This is a genomic window from Lysobacter auxotrophicus, assembly GCF_027924565.1.
GTDB classification, from domain to species: domain Bacteria; phylum Pseudomonadota; class Gammaproteobacteria; order Xanthomonadales; family Xanthomonadaceae; genus Lysobacter_J; species Lysobacter_J auxotrophicus.
Window position 1 is genome coordinate 1,172,425 of sequence record NZ_AP027041.1, and the last position, 16,635, is coordinate 1,189,059.

Below are 16,635 nucleotides of genomic sequence, written 5' to 3' on the forward strand. Positions count from 1 at the left end.
GCCGGCCACGACTTCAGGGAGGACGCCATGCCGCATCGTTTCTGGATCCTGTGCACCTGCATCGCGGTGCTCTGCGGTTGCGCCACGCAGGCGCCGTTCGCGAACGACGACGCCACGCGCGCGGGCCAGGTCGGCATGAACGAGATCAGCGCGCTGATCCCGCAACCTTCGCGCATGGAACTGGCGGACAACGAATCGTTCCTGATGCCGCTGGAAGACGACGCGAACCCGATGCCGACCTATCCCGATGCGTTGCTCGCGCAGCAGCTGCCGGTGCAGGCGGTGTGCGTGCGCGTCGGCGTGAGTCGCGAGGGCGGCGTGCTCTCGTCCTCGCCGGCGGTGGCGCCGCCCAATTGCCCGGAGCCGGCCGATCCGGCGTTCTTCGATGCGGCTCGTCGCGCCGTCGCCCGTTGGCGTTACGACCCGGCGCTTCGTTGCGTGTTCCCCAACGCGAAGACGAAGAACGACACGGAGGGCAGCTGCGGCGGCTACACGGAAATCCCCGAAGCGGTGACGCTCACCTACCGCTTCGTGTTCGAGCAGAAGGAAGGCCGCGGCAGCGTGCGGATGGCGCGCTGACGGTCAGACGCGCGAATACGACCACGACAGCATCCGCCCGTCGCGATACGGCATCACGCCGTGGAACGCGCGCGGATCGTCGTCGAACACGAGCGGCAGGAAGTTGCGGTCGCCTTCCCACATCGGCAGGTCGTCGAGCTTCTCGATCGGCACCCATTCCAGCGTGCCTTCGGGATTGCTCGCGTGCGGCGTGCCGGAAAAGCGCGTGATCACGAAGACGAAACCAAGCCAGTCCTCACCGTGCTTGCCGAAGCCCGGCCAGCTGATCGTGCCGCGCAGCTGCATGGCCTCGCAGTCGATGCCGGCTTCCTCGTGGATCTCGCGACGCATCCCGGCCACGACGTCCTCGTCGCGTTCGATCTTGCCGCCAAGGCCGTTGTACTTGCCGAGCTGGTGATCGTCCGGCCGCGCGTTGCGATGGACCATCAGCACCTCGCGGCCATCGGGCGAGAGCACGTAACCAAGCGTGGCGACGATAGGCGTGTACGGCATCAGCGTGCGTCCTTCGCCGCGGCCTGCTGCGTTTTCAGCGTCTTGTCGAACGCCGCCTCCGCGCGGTCGGCGTAGGCGCGGCAGGTGAGGGTGGTCGGCGTGGTCGATTCGCCGAGCTTCCAGCCCGACGCGTCCGGATGCGGCGTCAGCAGCAGGTCGCAGGGCAGCGTGCGCACTTGCGCAAACGCGCGGCGGTAGTCGTCGACGATGCGCGGCTGGCGCGCATTGCCGACGATCTTGTAGCCGGGCGCGCTGAGGCTGTCGACGTAGGCGATGCGCAGCGGCTTGCCGTTCTTCGCGTCGGTCCAGGTCCAGCTCAGGCTGCCGGGCGTGTGGCCGGGCGTGAAGTGCGCGGTGAAGGCAACGCCGCCGAGTTCGACGACTTCGCCATCCATGATGATGCGATCGGCATTGGCGGGCGGAAACAGCATGCCGTCGCCGAAGTGCAGGTCGTCGAAGCCGCCGCGTTGGAGCAGCACGGCCGATTCGGCATTGGTCACCAGCTGCGCGCCGGTCGCGCGCTTGATGGCGGCGATCGGGCCGGCGTGGTCGATATGCGCGTGGCTGTGCAGGATCAGTTTGAGGTCCGATGGCGCGACGCCCAGCGCGCGCATGTGGGCCAGCAGCATGTCCGCCGCCTGCGGCAGGCCGCCGTCGATCAGCACGGCGCCGGCGTCGGTCTTCACCAGAATTGCGCTCAGGCCTTCGGTGCCGATGTACCAGCTGCGATCGGCCAGTGCGAACGGCGCGACGGGTCGGCGCCACGCGTCTGAGGATTCATAGGCTTGCGCTGGCGGAAGCAACGCTTCGGCAGCGTGCAGGGACAGGGAAGTGCAGGCGGTCAGCAGGACACAAAGCGCGACGTGAAGGCGCATGGCGAGGTCGAAGCGTGGGAGGCGCACAGTGTAAGCGCGCCGCGCCGCGCGTGATTCACGCAACGGCGCGCCGTGTCAGGGCACGCGCGGCAACGTCGTCCGGCGATGGACCAGACGCACGGCGAGCAGCGCGACGGGAATCGGCAGCAGCAGCCCGGCAACGGACAGCCACGTCGGATGCGGCACCTTCATGATCATGCCCACCACGCCGGACAGCACCACCAGCGCGACCAGCAGCGCGGCGGCGGTCTGGTGGCGCGCGAGTTTCGCCGCCGCGAGCGCGCCGATGAACGTGCCGAGCACCCAGGCCACCAGCACCAGCAATTTCGCGGCGAAGGGCATGCCGGCGATGAAGGCGGCGAAGGCGGCTTCGTTGGCGGGATCGGTCGGATCCAGCCCCGCCGGCGGCGGCCAGAAACGGTGGCCGAGCGTTTCGACCGCGGCGATCACCGCGATCGCGACCACCACGCCCACCAGCATCCCCAGGATCGTGCGTCCCATTCCCGCCTCTCCGTCCATCGCAAGTGCGGCGAGCATCGCGCGCGCACGTTGCCGCCGCAAGCGCGCGCGGCCGCGCATAATCGATGGCCTTACCGGAACTGCTGCACGGAGTCCGCAATGCCCGATTCGCCGCCCCGCCTGCTCGCCTTCGCCGGCAGCCTGCGCCAGGGCTCGTACAACCGGCGCCTGATCCACGTGCTGGCCGAAGGCGCACGCGCCGCCGGCGCGCAGGTCACGCTGATCGAACTGCGCGACTTCCCGCTGCCGATCTACGACGGCGACATCGAGGCCGATGGCATGCCCGATGCCGTGCGCCAGCTGCAGGCGCTCATGGCCGAACACGACGGCCTGCTCATCAGCACGCCCGAATACAACGGCTCCATGCCGGCGCTGGTGAAGAACACGCTGGACTGGATTTCGCGGCCGATCGAATCCGGCCGCTCGGGCGTGACGCTGTTCCAGGACAAGGTGGCCGGCATCGTGTCCGCGTCGCCCGGTCCGCTCGGCGGCCTGCGTTCGCTGCTGGTGCTGCGCGACGCGCTGGCCAAGCTCGGCCTGCTCGTGGTGCCGCAGCAGATCGCGGTGGGGCAGGCGGCCGACAAGCTCACCGACTACGGCGTCCTCAACGACGACCGGCTGCGCACGGGCGTGCACGGCGTCGGCGCGGCGGTGGTCCGGCATCTGGGTGTGATGAACGCAATGGGCGATCGAAAAGGAGCGACGGCATGAGCGGACGTCAGCGCGAACTCAACCTGCGGTTCCTCGCCGAACCCACCGACGTGAACTACGGCGGGAAGGTCCACGGCGGCATGGTGATGAAGTGGATCGACCAGGCCGGCTACGCGGCGGCGGTCGGCTGGAGCGGTACCTATAGCGTGACGGTCGCCGTCGGCGGCATCCGCTTCGTCGCGCCGATCCGCATCTCCGACCTGGTGACTGTGCACACGAAGCTGGTCCACACCGGCACCACGAGCATGCATTTCGCCGTGGACGTGAAGGCGCGCGACCCGATGGAAGGGCCGGAGCAGGAGCGGTTGTGCACGCACTGCATCATCGTCTTCGTCGCCCTGGACGCGGTGGAAGGCAAACCGACCCCCGTGCCTGCCTGGACGCCGGTCAACGACGATGACAAGCGCCTGGCCGAGTACGCCCTGAAGGTGATGGAGCTGAGCAAGGGCATCGAGGAGACGGTGCAGCGCCTGTCCGCGCTCAACGAGGGCGCCTGAGCGTCCGGCTGTTGTAGCCCGGGTACGCCAAGCGCACCCGGGGAGGTGTCGCGGCGCATGAACGATGGAGCCAAATAAATCGATCCAAAGAAAAAGGCCGCCTTCCGGCGGCCTTTTCGGTTCGAAGCGTGGCGCGACTCAGATGCCGTCGACGCGGCGCGCTTCGATGAACTTCTGGCCCCAGTAGCCGCCTTCGAGGCTGGAGACCTGCACGTCCTTGCCGCGGCTCGGGGCGTGGACGAAGCGGCCTTCGCCGACGTAGATGCCCACGTGGTCGACGCGGCCGCGACGGCCGAAGAACACCAGGTCGCCGGCGTTCAGCTTGGCGCGGTCGTTCACCAGTTCGCCGGTCTTGGCCATTTCGCGCGAGACGCGGGGCAGTTCGATGCCCAGGGCGTTGCGGAATACGTAGCCGACCAGGCCCGAGCAGTCGAAACCCTTGTTCGGATCGCTGCCGCCCCAGCGGTACGGGGTGCCCAGCAGCGCCATGGCGCGCTGCAGGACGGTCTTGATCTTGCCCTGCTCCTCGGCGGGGAGCTGCGCCATCGGCTCGCCGGCGGAGGCGGCGGGAACCAGGTAACGGTTCATGTCGGTGGCGAGTAGCAGCGCGCGGTCGGAGAGGCTCATCGCCTCCGGCAGCGTGTTGTGCGCGACCGGGGCCGGTGCGTCGGCCGAATCGCCCGCCAGGGACGAGGTGGGCATCTGCTGGGCGAAGGCCGGAACGGCCATCAGGGCCAGCGCGGCGGCGATCGCGAACCGGATCTGGATCCGGCGTCGGAAGGTCGGGGCGGCGAGGGCGCCTGGGGTCGAAAAGGGCATCACGCAGAGTTCACGGCAAAACAGTCGCCGGGGATGATGCCTGCGTGAAAGATTAATGTCGTTCGGATTTCGTTATGAAGTCGTTAATGCGCTTCGGACGACGTCACAAATCGTGCCAACGGCTTCACTTCAGCTTCACCGAAGGACCCGCTTCGCCCCGGTGTAGTGATCCCGCCAGTAGCTGCCGTCGAGGTGGTCCAGCCGCACCGTGCCGCCGGTGCTGGGGGCATGGACGAACCGGCCTTCGCCCACGTAGATCCCGACGTGCGTGACGGTGCCGCCCTGGCCGAAGAACACCAGGTCGCCCGCGGCGAGGCGGTCCGGGACGATCCGCGGCCCCTGGAAGGCCGCCAGGTCGCGCGAGGTCCGCGGCAGGCTGAGAGACAGCATGTCCCGGTAGACATAGTTCACCAGCCCGCTGCAGTCGAAGCCGCCTTCGGGCGTGTTGCCGCCGAAGCGGTAGGGCGTGCCGACCAGGCTGATCGCCCGCATCAGCACCGCATTCGCGGCGACCGGATCGGCCGGTTCGACCACTGGCCACACGCGCTGTTGCGGCGGTGGCGCGCGGCGTACGGTTTCATGCCCGCCGCCGCAGCCTGCGAGCGCAGCCACGAGCGCGATCAGGAGAAAGAGGCGGAGGCCGCGTGCTGGCGCGGGAATGAGCTTGCCGGGATAATGCCGAGCTTTCGTCACGGCCGGTACTTTGGCCGTTCATGTCGCCGACGGCAAGCCTGCCGCCGCACCCGGGCCGCCGCCGTCGCGGCCACCAGCCGAGTTCCAGTCCAATGAAGATCGAGAAAGACCGCGTCGTCCGTTTCCACTACACCGTGTCCGAAGTCGGCCAGGAGCCGCTGGAAACCTCCGAGGGCCGCGATCCGCTGGCGATCCTGATCGGCCACGGCAACATCATCCCGGGCCTGGAGACGGCGATGGACGGTCGCGAGGCCGGCGACAAGTTCGAAGTCGACGTCACCGCCGCCGACGCCTACGGCGAGCGCCGCGAGGGCCTGACCCAGCGCGTGCCGAAGAAGCACTTCAAGGGTGCGCGCCTGGAGCCGGGCATGCAGGCCGTGCTGCCGACCAACTTCGGCCCGCGCGCCGTGACGATCCAGAAGGTCGGCATGAGCGTGGTCGACGTCGACCTGAACCACCCGATGGCCGGCAAGGACCTGCACTTCGCCATCGAGATCGTCGAGGTGCGCGAAGCCTCGGCGGAAGAGATCGAGCACGGCCACGTGCACGGCGACGGCGGTCACCACCACTGATCGCGATCGCATTCGCGTTCCAGCAGGATCCGACGGCCCGCGCAAGCGGGCCGTTCTGTTTTCGGCGCAAGGACGACGCCGGTGAGCGGCGAAATCCCACCGTCGAAAGCGGCGTTTTCCGACGCGGGCAAGGACGCGCGTCGCAGGCTTGGCGCTGCGCCGCATGCTCTAATCCCAGTCCGGCACACGGGGGACGGCGATGCGGGATTCGGTGTGGTGACCACGCAGGCATCGAGCGTGCAGGCTTCGAGCGCGCAGCCGCGCGAGCGGGCGTCGGCAGCGCCCATCGCGGCCAGCGAACGGCTCGTATCGCTGGACGTCCTGCGCGGCCTGGCGTTGCTCGGCATCGGGCTGATGAACGTCGAGTACTTCAGCAAGCCGCTGAGGGACATGGGGCAGGGGCTGGACACGTCGCAGCCGCCGCTGGACTACGCGGCGTCGTGGCTCGTGTACGTCTTCGTGCAGGGCAAGTTCTGGATCCTGTTCTCACTGCTGTTCGGCATGGGCTTCGCGCTGCTGGACGATCGCGCGCGCGTCGCGGGTCGGGATTTCCGCGCGCTGTACCTGCGCCGCGCGGCGGGGCTGCTGGTCATCGGGCTCGTGCATGCCTTGCTGATCTGGGCGGGGGACATCCTCGTCAGCTACGCGCTGGGCGCCTTCGTGCTGTTGTGGTTTCGCGACGCCGAGCCCGCGCGACAGGGTCGTTGGGGCGCGGCGCTGTACGGTGTGCCGGCGCTGGCGTTGCTGCTCATGGCGGGCGCGATGTGGCTTTCGCCAGAGTCCGCGTCGCCCTCCGCGGCGTCTGCGTCCGGGGCCGCGCGGCTGGCGGCAGAGAAGGCGCACCGTGCGGAGGAAATCGTCGCGTACTCCACCGGTTCATGGGGGGATGCCGTGCGCGTCCGGGCGCGTTTCTTCATCGACAATCTCGACGAGACGCTGGTGTTTGAGGTCTTCGCGCTGGGTGTGTTCCTGATGGGCGCCTGGCTGCTGCGCAGTGGCGCCATCGCCGATCCCGTTGCGCACGCGCGATTGCATCGCATCCTGCGCTCCGTCGCGTTGCCCGTCGGCGTGGCGCTTGCGTTGACCAGCGCGTCCGTCGCGGTGCGGTTCGACTGGGAGACCGACGGCGCCCGCGCGCTGCTGGCGATGTCCCTGATGCTGCTGGCGTCGCCGCTGATGAGCCTGGGCTATCTGTCCTGGACGCTGCGGGCCCTGCAGACGCAGGCCGGAGCGCGCGCACTTGGAGCGCTCGCGCCGGCCGGGCGCATGGCACTGACCAATTACCTGATGCAGTCGATCGTCGGCACACTGGCGTTCTACGGCTACGGCCTGGGATGGTGGGCGCAGGTTCCGCGGCGATGGGAGCTGCTGGGCGTGGCGATGCTGTTCGCGCTGCAGGTCGCCGGCAGCCGCGCCTGGCTCTCGCGCTTCCGATTCGGCCCGGTCGAATGGCTCTGGCGGGCTTGCACGTACGGTCGATTTCCGCCGATGCGGGCCACGCCCGCCCGGAGCCCCTAAACTCATGCCCATGGAACAGCGCGAAGATGTAGTGATCGTCGGCGCCGGCGTCATCGGTCTGGCCAGCGCCCTGGCTCTTCTGGAAAGCGGACGCAGCGTTCGCGTGATCGATGCCGGCCGCGTCGGTGGCGGCAGTTCGCATGGCAACTGCGGCACCATCACCCCGAGCCACGCACCGCCGCTCGCCGCCCCCGGCGTGGTCCTGCGCGCGTTGCGCTGGATGCTCACGCCCGACGCACCGCTTTACGTCGCGCCGCGCTTCGATCCGGCGCTGTGGTCGTGGCTGCTGCGATTCGCGGTGCGCTGCAACGACCGCGACTGGCGCAGCAGCGCGCGGGCCAAGTCCGCCATCCTCAACGATTCGCGCGAGCGCCTTGCCGACTGGGTGCGCGACTACGGTCTTTCCTGCGAATTCGCCCATTCCGGCGAGGACTATGTTTTCCGCGATCCGCACGAGTTCGAGCATTTCCAGGACGAGGTCGGCTTCCTGCGCGAACTGGGCGTGCGCGTGGACGTCGTCGATGGCCCGACGTACGAGTTGATGGAGCCCGCGCTGAAGCCGGGCGTGGCCGGCGCGATCCGTTTCGACGGCGACGCCGTGCTGCGTCCGGATCGCTACGTGGGCGAGCTCGCGCGCGTGGTGCGTGCCCGCGGCGGCACCATCGTCGAACACTGCGCCTTCAGCGGCGTGCGCGAGGACGGCGATGGCGTATGCGTGTCGACCGCGCAGGGCGATGTGCGTGCGCGCGAGATGGTGATGGCGCTCGGCGCGTGGTCGCCCAGGCTCGCCGACGCCATCGGCGCCCCGGCGTTGAAGGCCGCGATCCAGCCGGGCAAGGGCTACTCGATCACGTACTCCACCCCTGCACGCGTGCCGCGCCGGCCACTGGTCCTGCGCGAACGCCAGGTGTGCGTGACGTCGTGGGAGAGCGGCTTCCGCCTTGGCAGCACGATGGAATTCAGCGGCTACGACGACACGCTCAATCCGCGTCGTCTCGCGGCGCTCGAGCGCGGCGCGAGCGAGTACCTTCATGAACCCTATGGCGCACAGAAGCAGGAACAGTGGTTCGGCTGGCGTCCGATGAGTTGCGACGACGTGCCGATCATCGGCCGCGTGCCGCGCAACGAACGCATCGTGGTCGCGACCGGCCACGGCATGATGGGCGTCAGCATGAGTGTGTCGACGGGACAACTCGTCGCCGATCTCATCACCGGACGGCGGCCGGACCTCGACCCGACGCCGTACGCCCTCGAGCGCTTCGCGTGAGCGACCGCGCACCCGCATGAGCACACGACCATGAGCCTGGAAGCGAGCGGATTCGATCTCATCGTCATCGGCGGCGGTTCCGGCGGGCTTGCCGGTGCATTCCGCGCCGCCGAACACGGTGCACGCGTCGCGCTGCTGGAGCCGCACCTGCTGGGCGGCACCTGCGTGAACGTGGGCTGCGTGCCGAAGAAGGCGATGTGGCTGGCGGCGGACGTCGCCGGGCGCCTGCGCCTCGCGCAGACGCTGGGGTTCGACGTGCCGCCCGCCACGCTGGACTGGCCGGAGTTCATCGTCCATCGCGAGCGCTACATCGCGAACATCCACGCGAGCTACCGGCGCCGGCTCGACGCGGCGGGCATCATGGTCGTACCGAGCTTCGCCCGCTTCGTCGATGCGAGAACCGTCGAGTGCGAGAACGGCACGCTGCTGCGCGCGAAGCGCATCCTCATCGCAACCGGTGGTCGCCCGGCGCGGCCCGACATTCCCGGCGCTGCATCCGGGGGTGTGTCGGATGATTTCTTCCAGTGGCGCGCCGCGCCCGAGCGCGTGGCGATCATCGGCGGCGGCTACATCGCGGTGGAACTGGCCGGCCTGTTGCAGGGACTCGGCAGCCGGGTCGAACTGTTCGTTCGCGGCGATCGCCTGCTCAATGGCTTCGATCACGAACTGGCGACGCAACTTGGCGAGGACTATCGGCAGTCGGGCATCCGCCTCCATTTCGGCCATTCCGTCGCCGCGCTGGAAGACGACGGCAAGCGCGTGCGCTGCGAGGACGGCGCGCTCAGCGATCCGTTCGACGCCGTGCTCTTCGCCACGGGGCGCAAGCCCAACAGCGAACGCCTGCATCTCGAACGCGCCGGCGTGGCCACCGATGTCGGCGGCCACGTCGCCGTGGACGAACGCCACGCGACCAACGTCGACGGCATCTTCGCCGTCGGCGACATCACGCCGAATCCGCCGCTTACGCCGGTCGCGATCGCCGCGGCGCGCCGCCTGATGGATCGCCTGTACGGCGGTGCGACCGCATTGCTCGATGCACGCGATATTCCGACCGTGGTGTTCTCGCATCCGCCGATCGGGCAGGTGGGCCTGACCGAACGCGAAGCACGCGAGGTGCACGGCGACGCCGTGCATGTCTATCGCGCCGGCTTCCGCCCGATGCTGGCGGCGCTCGCCGACATCCCGCAGCGCAGCCTGTTCAAGCTGGTGTGCGTGGGCGACGAGCGGCGCGTCGTCGGCATCCACCTGTTGGGCGATGCGGCGGACGAGATCCTGCAGGGCTTCGCGGTCGCGCTGAAGCGCGGCATCACCCTCGACGATCTGCGCGACACCGTCGCCATTCACCCGACCAGCGCCGAAGAAGTGGTGCTGATGCGCTGAGCGCAACGAGACCCCACACGATGAACGCACCACACGACAGCGACGTCTTCACTCTGCATCGCGGCACCACGCCGCTGCTGGTGAGCCTGCCGCACGACGGCAGCCATATTCCCGAGAACCTCGCCGCGCGCATGGTGCCGGCCGCGCGACGCGCGCCGGACACCGACTGGCACGTGTCGGTGCTGTACGACTTCGCGCGCGAGTTGGGCGCCTCGATCCTCGTGCCGCGTCACTCGCGTTACGTGGTCGACCTCAATCGACCGCCCGACGACACATCGCTTTATCCCGGGCAGAACACCACCGGTCTGTGCCCCGCCGTGCAGTTCACCGGCGAGCCGATCTACCTGGAAGGCCGATCGCCCGACGAGGCAGAAGTCGCCCAGCGCGTGGAGCGCTACTGGCGCCCGTACCACGACGCGCTGGCCGGCGAGATCGAGCGACTGCGCACGCAATACGGGCGCGTGGTGCTGTGGGAGGGGCATTCGATCCGCGGCAGCGACCTGCCGTTCCTGTTCGAGGGCCGCCTGCCGGACCTGAACCTCGGCACGTCGGGCGGCGCGAGCTGTTCGCCGGCGCTGCAGCAGCGCCTCGAGGCAGTGCTGGAAGGACAGATCGATTTCGACCACGTGGTCAACGGCCGCTTCAAGGGCGGCTACATCACGCGCCACTACGCCGATCCCGCACGCGGAATCGACGCGGTGCAACTGGAAGTCAGCCAGCGGAATTACATGGACGAGAACACGTTCGCGTACGACGCCGGAAAGGCGTCGATCCTGCAGGCCGTCATCCGCAACCTGTTGCTTGCGACCTTGCGCTGAGGTTGCCGACCGCGGCACCAGGACGCGACGATGCGCGCACGCGGTCACCGGTGTCGCGTATGTCGCGGCAAGCGGCTCGCCCCTGGCGCGCTGCGTGCCGTCGGGCATGTTCGCGCCGCAAGGAGCAGGAGCGAGCCGCTCGCCGTCGCGGGGCGGCCGACATACACATCCGCTCCGCCCGGTACCGCCGGTGCGTGCCACTCCCGTGCCAGAACGAGCCTGGTCGGATCGATGCTGGTGGGGACGCAGCTGGTGTGGCTGGCGTCGCGGTTCAGCGTTTCCCACTCGCCCAGGGTCGTCACATTCACGCGATAGGTCGCGCTGGCCTGCGGTCCAAACGCCTGCGTGCACTGCGCATCCAGGCAGGGCGTCACCGACAACTGCCCGATGTAGTTGCGGGTCAACGGGGGCTTGCGAGGGGCGAGTTCGAAGCGGAACGCCCCGCGTGCCGGCGCCGGCGCCGGCTGCGGCGAGGGCAGGGACAGAAGCCGGCCGGGCGCATGCGGGCGTCGCGTTCCGGCGACCGCAACCGAGGCCGCCCGAAGGCGCTCGAAGGTCGCGATAACCGCGGCGACGTCAAACCTCTAGCGTCGCCAGGTCGCCCTTCGTCTCCAGCCACTGCTTGCGGTCGCCCGCGCGCTTCTTGGCCAGCAGCATGTCCATCAGCGAATGCGTCTGCGTGTCGTCGTCGACGGTGAGCTGCACCAGGCGGCGCGTGTCGGGATGGATCGTCGATTCGCGCAGCTGCGAGGGATTCATCTCGCCCAGGCCCTTGAAGCGGGTGACGTTGACCTGGCCGCTGAAACCCTTCTTGCGGTCCCCCTTCTCGCGCTCGATCTTCTCCAGCAGGATGTGCTTCTCCTCTTCGTCCAGCGCGTAGAACACCTGCTTGCCCACGTCGACGCGGAACAGCGGCGGCATCGCGACGAACACGTGCCCGGCAGCGACCAGCGACGGGAAATGCTTGAGGAACAACGCGCTGAGCAACGTGGCGATGTGCAGGCCGTCGGAGTCGGCGTCGGCGAGGATGACCACCTTGCCGTAGCGCAGGCCCGACAGGTCGTTCTTGCCCGGATCGCAGCCGATCGCGACGGCGAGGTCGTGCACTTCCTGCGATGCAAGCACGCTGCCCGACGCGACTTCCCAGGTGTTCAGGATCTTGCCGCGCAGCGGAAGGATGGCCTGGAAATCCTTGTCGCGCGCCTGGCGCGCGCTGCCGCCCGCCGAATCGCCTTCGACCAGGAACAACTCGGTGCGCGAGAGGTCCTGGCTCGAGCAGTCGGCCAGCTTGCCCGGCAGCGCGGGCCCTTGCGTGACCTTCTTGCGGACCACCTGCTTTTCGGTCTTCAAACGCGCCGCGGCGCGTTCGATGGCGAGCTGCGCGATCTTCTCGCCCAGTTCCACGTGCTGGTTGAGCCACAGCGAGAACGCGTCGTGCGCGGCGCCCTCGACGAAACCGGCGGCCTGGCGCGAGGACAGGCGTTCCTTGGTCTGGCCGCTGAACTGCGGGTCGGTCATCTTGATGCTGAGCACGAAGGCGACGCGGTCCCACACGTCTTCCGGCGCGAGCTTCACGCCACGCGGCAGCAGGTTGCGGAAGTCGCAGAACTCGCGCAGCGCATCGGTGAAGCCGGTGCGCAGGCCGTTGACGTGCGTGCCGTGCTGCGCGGTCGGGATCAGGTTGACGTAGCTTTCCTGCACCAGTTCGCCTTCCACGACCCAGGCGACGGCCCAGTCGGCGGTCTCGGTGTCCTTGGTCAGCTTGCCGACGAAGAGCTCGGGCGGCAGCAGTTCGCGCTGCGCGAGCTCGCCGCGCAGGTAATCGCGCAGGCCGTCCTCGTAGTACCACTCGTTGCGCTCGTCGGTGGCTTCGTCGAACAGCTTCACCGTCAGGCCCGGGCACAGCACGGCCTTGGCGCGCAGCAGGTGGCGCAGGGCGCGGGCGTTGAACTTAGGCGTGTCGAAATACTTGGCGTCCGGCCAGAAGTGCACGCGCGTGCCGGTGTTCTTCTTGCCGACGGTGCCGACGACTTCCAGCGGCGTGGCGCGGTCGCCATCCTTGAACGTCATGCGGTATTCGTTGCCGTCGCGCTTGATGCGCACTTCGACATGCTTGGACAGCGCGTTGACCACGCTCACGCCGACGCCGTGCAGGCCGCCGGAGAAGGTGTAGTTCTTGTTGCTGAACTTGCCGCCCGCGTGCAGGCGCGTGAGGATCAGCTCGACGCCGGGGATCTTCTCCTCCGGGTGGATGTCCACCGGCATGCCGCGGCCGTCGTCGGACACCGAACAGCTGCCATCACTGTGCAGCGTCACCTCGATGGTGCGCGCGTGGCCGGCGAGGGCTTCGTCGACGGCGTTGTCGATGACCTCCTGCGCCAGATGGTTCGGGCGCGCGGTGTCGGTGTACATGCCGGGGCGGCGCTTGACGGGGTCAAGGCCGGAAAGGACTTCGATGTCTGCGGCGTTGTAACGGGAACTCATTCTTCGACGACTTCTTCGACGACGTGCAAGGCGGAGCGGGGATGGTCGGTGGCCCGGGCCGGAAATTCAACACGGCGTGCGAGCCGGGCTGCCGGGAGGATGCCCGGCGGCCGTCCCGCGGGCTGAGACGGGCACCGGGCCTTGCATCCGGCCCGCGACCGCCCCACATCGCGGTCAGGCGCCCCGTTCAGTGGCGGCTCCGCGCCGCGCGGGTAGGGTGCCGCCAGCGTCGCGGCCCGCCGCCACGCCGTCTTTCTCCCCAGGAGGTCGTACCGATGAAGATCCGCAAGCTCGTCCTTCCCGCCATGATCGCCGCCGCGCTGGCGACGCCCGCCTTCGCCCAGCAGTCCGAGCCCCAGGCCGACGCGGCGAAGAACGCGCAGTCGCAGGACTCTCGCGGCAAGTCGGGCCAGAAGGCCGACGCGCCCAAGTCCGAAACCGGCAAGTCCGGCAAGAAGGACTCGTCCAAGTCCGATCCGACCCGCGAGCCGGAGGAAGAGGACGATCGCTGATCGTTCCCCGCCGGTTCCTCGCGCAACGCCCCGCCTTCAGCGGGGCGTTCGCGTTTTCGGGCGTCGCTGCGCGCGCCGGGCGCACCGGATCGCGCCGCTTTCGTCCGACCATGAACACCGCGCGGCTCGCCCTGACCGGGCCGAGTCGGTAAACTACGGCTTTCCAGCGGCAGTAAAACCATGACTCCCCTGATTTTCGTCACCGGCGGCGTGGTGTCCTCGCTTGGCAAGGGCATTGCGGCAGCCTCGCTGGCGGCTGTCCTCGAAGCGCGCGGCCTGCGCGTGACGATGATGAAGCTCGACCCCTACATCAACGTCGACCCGGGCACCATGAGCCCGTTCCAGCACGGCGAGGTGTACGTCACCGACGACGGCGCCGAGACCGACCTGGACCTGGGCCACTACGAGCGCTACCTGCGCACGCGCCTGTCCCGCAAGAACTCCATCACCACCGGCCGGATCTACGACAACGTGATCCGCAAGGAACGCCGCGGCGATTACCTCGGCGGCACCGTGCAGGTGATCCCGCACATCACCGACGAGATCAAGCGCTGCATCGTCGAGGCCACCGAAGGTTTCGACATCGGCCTGGTCGAGATCGGCGGCACGGTCGGCGACATCGAGTCGCTGCCGTTCCTGGAAGCGATCCGCCAGATCCGCACCGAGCGCGGTCCGGAAGGCGCGATCTTCATGCACCTCACCCTGGTGCCGTGGATCGCCGCCGCCGGCGAGCTGAAGACCAAGCCGACGCAGCATTCGGTGAAGGAACTGCGCTCCATCGGCATCCAGCCCGACATCCTGCTGTGCCGCAGCGAACAGCCGCTGCCCGACAGCGAGCGCCGCAAGATCGCGCTGTTCACCAACGTGCCCGAGCGCGCGGTGATCTCGGCCGTCGACCTGGACAACATCTACAAGATGCCGCGCCGCTTCCACGAGGAAGGCCTCGACGCGATCGTCCTGGACCGCCTGCGCATCAACGCCGGCCCCGCGGACCTGTCGCAGTGGGACGAAGTGGTCGATGCCAGCGAGCATCCGGTCGACACGGTCAACATCGCGGTGGTGGGCAAGTACGTCGACCACCAGGACGCCTACAAGTCGGTCGCCGAGGCGCTCAAGCACGGTGGACTGCGCCAGCGCACGCGCGTGAAACTGAAGTGGCTGGAATCGTCGGACATCGAGCAGCAGGGCGTGGACGCGCTCAAGGACGTCGACGGCATCCTCGTGCCCGGCGGCTTCGGCGATCGCGGCTTCGAGGGCAAGGTGCTGACCGCCAAGTTCGCCCGCGAAACCGGCATGCCGTACTTCGGCATCTGCTACGGCATGCAGGCGGCGGTGGTGGATTACGCGCGGCACGTCGCGGGCCTGTCGGGCGCCAACAGCACCGAGAACGACAAGGCCAGCCCGCATCCGGTGATCGGCCTGATCACTGAGTGGCGCACCTCGTCGGGCGAGATCGAACGCCGCAACGAAGAAAGCGACCTCGGCGGCACGATGCGCCTGGGCCTGCAGGAGCAACGCCTGAAGCCCGGCACGCTGTCGCGCGAGATGTACGGCCGCGATGTCGTCGCCGAGCGCCATCGCCATCGCTACGAATTCAACAACCGCTACCGCACGCAGCTGGAAGACGCCGGCCTGACCATCAGCGCCAAGTCGATGGACGACCTGCTGGTGGAAATGGTGGAACTGCCGCGCGATGCGCATCCGTGGTTCCTGGCCTGCCAGGCGCACCCGGAGTTCCTCTCGACCCCGCGCGACGGCCACCCGCTGTTCGTCGGCTTCATCCGTGCCGCACGCGAGCGCAAGGCGCAGGCCGGCGGCCGGTTGCTGAAGGAAGCCACGGCTTGATGGTTCGCCGCCCGCAACCGGGGCGGCGTTTCTCCCTCCCTTCAGGGGAGGGCCGGGAAGCGATGGTGTTCCTTTCCGGCGACGCTGACGTCCAACCCACCCCCACCCAACCCTCCCCCTGAAGGGGAGGGCACTAGAGCGAAGAAGCGAATGAACCTCTGCGGATTCGAAGTCGGCCTGGACCAACCCTTCTTCCTGATCGCCGGTCCGTGCGTGATCGAGTCGATGCAGCTGCAGCTCGACACCGCCGGCAAGCTGAAGGAAATCACCTCCGAGCTCGGCATCAACTTCATCTTCAAGTCGAGTTTCGACAAGGCCAACCGCACGTCCGGCACGAGCTTCCGCGGCCCGGGCCTGGAAGAAGGCCTGAAGGTGCTGGCCGAGGTGAAGAAACAGATCGGCGTGCCGGTGCTCACCGACGTGCATGAGTACACGCCGATGGACGAGGTCGCCTCGGTCGTCGACGTGCTGCAGACGCCGGCCTTCCTGTGCCGCCAGACGAACTTCATCCAGAACGTCGCCCGCGCCGGTCTGCCTGTGAACATCAAGAAGGGCCAGTTCCTCTCCCCGTGGGAGATGAAGCACGTCACCGACAAGGCCAAGGCGACCGGCAACACGCAGATCATGGCGTGCGAGCGCGGCGTGTCGTTCGGCTACAACAACCTGGTCAGCGACATGCGCTCGCTGAGCGTGATGCGCGACACCGGCTGCCCGGTCGTGTTCGACGCCACCCATTCGGTGCAGCTGCCCGGCGGCGCCGGCGGCAAGAGCGGCGGCCAGCGCGAGTTCGTGCCGGTGCTGGCGCGCGCGGCGATGGCGGTCGGCATCGACGGCATCTTCATGGAAACCCATCCGGTGCCGGACGAGGCGCTGTCCGACGGCCCCAACGCCTGGCCGCTGCCTAAGATGCGCGCGCTGCTGGAGACGCTGATGGAGATCGACCGCGTCACCAAGAAGAACGGTTTCCTCGAATCCAGCGTCTGATGCTCCGCTCCCTCCCCTGCACGCAGGGGAGGGTTGGGGAGGGGTTGAAAGCCGCGTTGCGGCGAGCTCG

Annotated in this window: 17 protein-coding genes; 11 read left to right on the plus strand and 6 right to left on the minus strand. The window is 68.5% G+C overall.

Translation table 11 applies throughout. From position 1 onward, the window contains the following. The first annotated feature begins 27 nt into the window (after positions 1-27). Positions 28-579: a hypothetical protein gene (locus LA521A_RS05320; RefSeq protein ID WP_281781290.1), complete on the plus strand. Its 552-nt coding sequence runs from the start codon at positions 28-30 to the stop codon at positions 577-579. A gap of 3 nt (positions 580-582) precedes the next feature. On the opposite strand, the gene LA521A_RS05325 is transcribed toward LA521A_RS05320, so the two are convergent. The 3 genes from LA521A_RS05325 to LA521A_RS05335 all read right to left on the minus strand — a co-directional run bounded on the left by LA521A_RS05325 (position 583) and on the right by LA521A_RS05335 (position 2,447). Then, positions 583-1,071: an NUDIX hydrolase gene (locus tag LA521A_RS05325; protein ID WP_281781291.1), complete on the minus strand. Its 489-nt coding sequence runs from the start codon at positions 1,069-1,071 to the stop codon at positions 583-585. After that, on the minus strand, positions 1,071-1,946 hold the full coding sequence (gene bla / locus LA521A_RS05330; RefSeq protein WP_281781292.1) for a subclass B3 metallo-beta-lactamase: 876 nt from the start codon (positions 1,944-1,946) through the stop codon (positions 1,071-1,073). Before bla ends, LA521A_RS05325 begins: the two co-directional genes overlap by 1 nt. Positions 1,947-2,021: 75 nt before the next feature. Further along, a complete protein-coding gene (locus LA521A_RS05335) occupies positions 2,022-2,447 on the minus strand; it encodes a hypothetical protein (RefSeq protein WP_281781293.1) in 426 nt (141 codons plus the stop codon). A 117-nt stretch (positions 2,448-2,564) separates the two neighbouring features. Here LA521A_RS05335 and LA521A_RS05340 point away from each other — a divergent pair, with 117 nt between their 5' ends. Then, positions 2,565-3,176: an NADPH-dependent FMN reductase gene (locus LA521A_RS05340; protein ID WP_281781294.1), complete on the plus strand. Its 612-nt coding sequence runs from the start codon at positions 2,565-2,567 to the stop codon at positions 3,174-3,176. Then, positions 3,173-3,673 (plus strand): acyl-CoA thioesterase, encoded by a 501-nt coding sequence (locus LA521A_RS05345; protein ID WP_281781295.1) that lies wholly within the window; start codon positions 3,173-3,175, stop codon positions 3,671-3,673. Before LA521A_RS05340 ends, LA521A_RS05345 begins: the two co-directional genes overlap by 4 nt. A gap of 138 nt (positions 3,674-3,811) precedes the next feature. Here LA521A_RS05345 and LA521A_RS05350 read toward each other — a convergent pair whose 3' ends face one another. After that, positions 3,812-4,492, minus strand: coding sequence for a C40 family peptidase (locus LA521A_RS05350; protein ID WP_281781296.1), 681 nt, complete (start codon positions 4,490-4,492; stop codon positions 3,812-3,814). 135 nt (positions 4,493-4,627) lie between these two features. Beyond that, positions 4,628-5,185 carry a C40 family peptidase gene (locus LA521A_RS05355; RefSeq protein WP_425494570.1) on the minus strand — a complete coding sequence of 186 codons (558 nt, stop codon included), beginning with the start codon at positions 5,183-5,185 and terminating at the stop codon, positions 4,628-4,630. A gap of 92 nt (positions 5,186-5,277) precedes the next feature. Here LA521A_RS05355 and LA521A_RS05360 point away from each other — a divergent pair, with 92 nt between their 5' ends. The 5 genes from LA521A_RS05360 to hutG all read left to right on the plus strand — a co-directional run bounded on the left by LA521A_RS05360 (position 5,278) and on the right by hutG (position 10,740). Further along, the gene (locus LA521A_RS05360; RefSeq protein WP_281781297.1) at positions 5,278-5,757 is read left to right on the plus strand and encodes an FKBP-type peptidyl-prolyl cis-trans isomerase; all 480 of its coding nucleotides are present in this window, start codon (positions 5,278-5,280) and stop codon (positions 5,755-5,757) included. A gap of 81 nt (positions 5,758-5,838) precedes the next feature. Continuing rightward, positions 5,839-7,275, plus strand: a complete 1,437-nt coding sequence (locus LA521A_RS05365) for a DUF418 domain-containing protein (protein WP_281781298.1) — start codon at positions 5,839-5,841, stop codon at positions 7,273-7,275. A gap of 10 nt (positions 7,276-7,285) precedes the next feature. Continuing rightward, the gene (locus LA521A_RS05370) at positions 7,286-8,542 is read left to right on the plus strand and encodes an NAD(P)/FAD-dependent oxidoreductase (RefSeq protein ID WP_281782023.1); all 1,257 of its coding nucleotides are present in this window, start codon (positions 7,286-7,288) and stop codon (positions 8,540-8,542) included. Between the two features lie 30 nt (positions 8,543-8,572). After that, a complete protein-coding gene (gene gorA, locus LA521A_RS05375) occupies positions 8,573-9,922 on the plus strand; it encodes a glutathione-disulfide reductase (protein WP_281781299.1) in 1,350 nt (449 codons plus the stop codon). 20 nt (positions 9,923-9,942) lie between these two features. Further along, entirely contained in the window at positions 9,943-10,740 is a 798-nt protein-coding gene (gene hutG, locus LA521A_RS05380; RefSeq protein WP_281781300.1) for an N-formylglutamate deformylase, read from the plus strand. Positions 10,741-11,316: 576 nt separating this feature from the next. Here hutG and parE read toward each other — a convergent pair. Then, positions 11,317-13,224, minus strand: coding sequence for a DNA topoisomerase IV subunit B (gene parE / locus LA521A_RS05385; protein WP_281781301.1), 1,908 nt, complete (start codon positions 13,222-13,224; stop codon positions 11,317-11,319). A 275-nt stretch (positions 13,225-13,499) separates the two neighbouring features. Here parE and LA521A_RS05390 point away from each other — a divergent pair, with 275 nt between their 5' ends. From LA521A_RS05390 to kdsA, 3 genes are all read left to right on the plus strand, one after another. Beyond that, on the plus strand, positions 13,500-13,736 hold the full coding sequence (locus tag LA521A_RS05390; protein ID WP_281781302.1) for a hypothetical protein: 237 nt from the start codon (positions 13,500-13,502) through the stop codon (positions 13,734-13,736). A 180-nt stretch (positions 13,737-13,916) separates the two neighbouring features. Further along, on the plus strand, positions 13,917-15,581 hold the full coding sequence (gene pyrG, locus LA521A_RS05395; protein WP_281781303.1) for a CTP synthase: 1,665 nt from the start codon (positions 13,917-13,919) through the stop codon (positions 15,579-15,581). Between the two features lie 150 nt (positions 15,582-15,731). Then, positions 15,732-16,565 carry a 3-deoxy-8-phosphooctulonate synthase gene (gene kdsA / locus LA521A_RS05400; protein ID WP_281781304.1) on the plus strand — a complete coding sequence of 278 codons (834 nt, stop codon included), beginning with the start codon at positions 15,732-15,734 and terminating at the stop codon, positions 16,563-16,565. Positions 16,566-16,635: the final 70 nt, after the last annotated feature.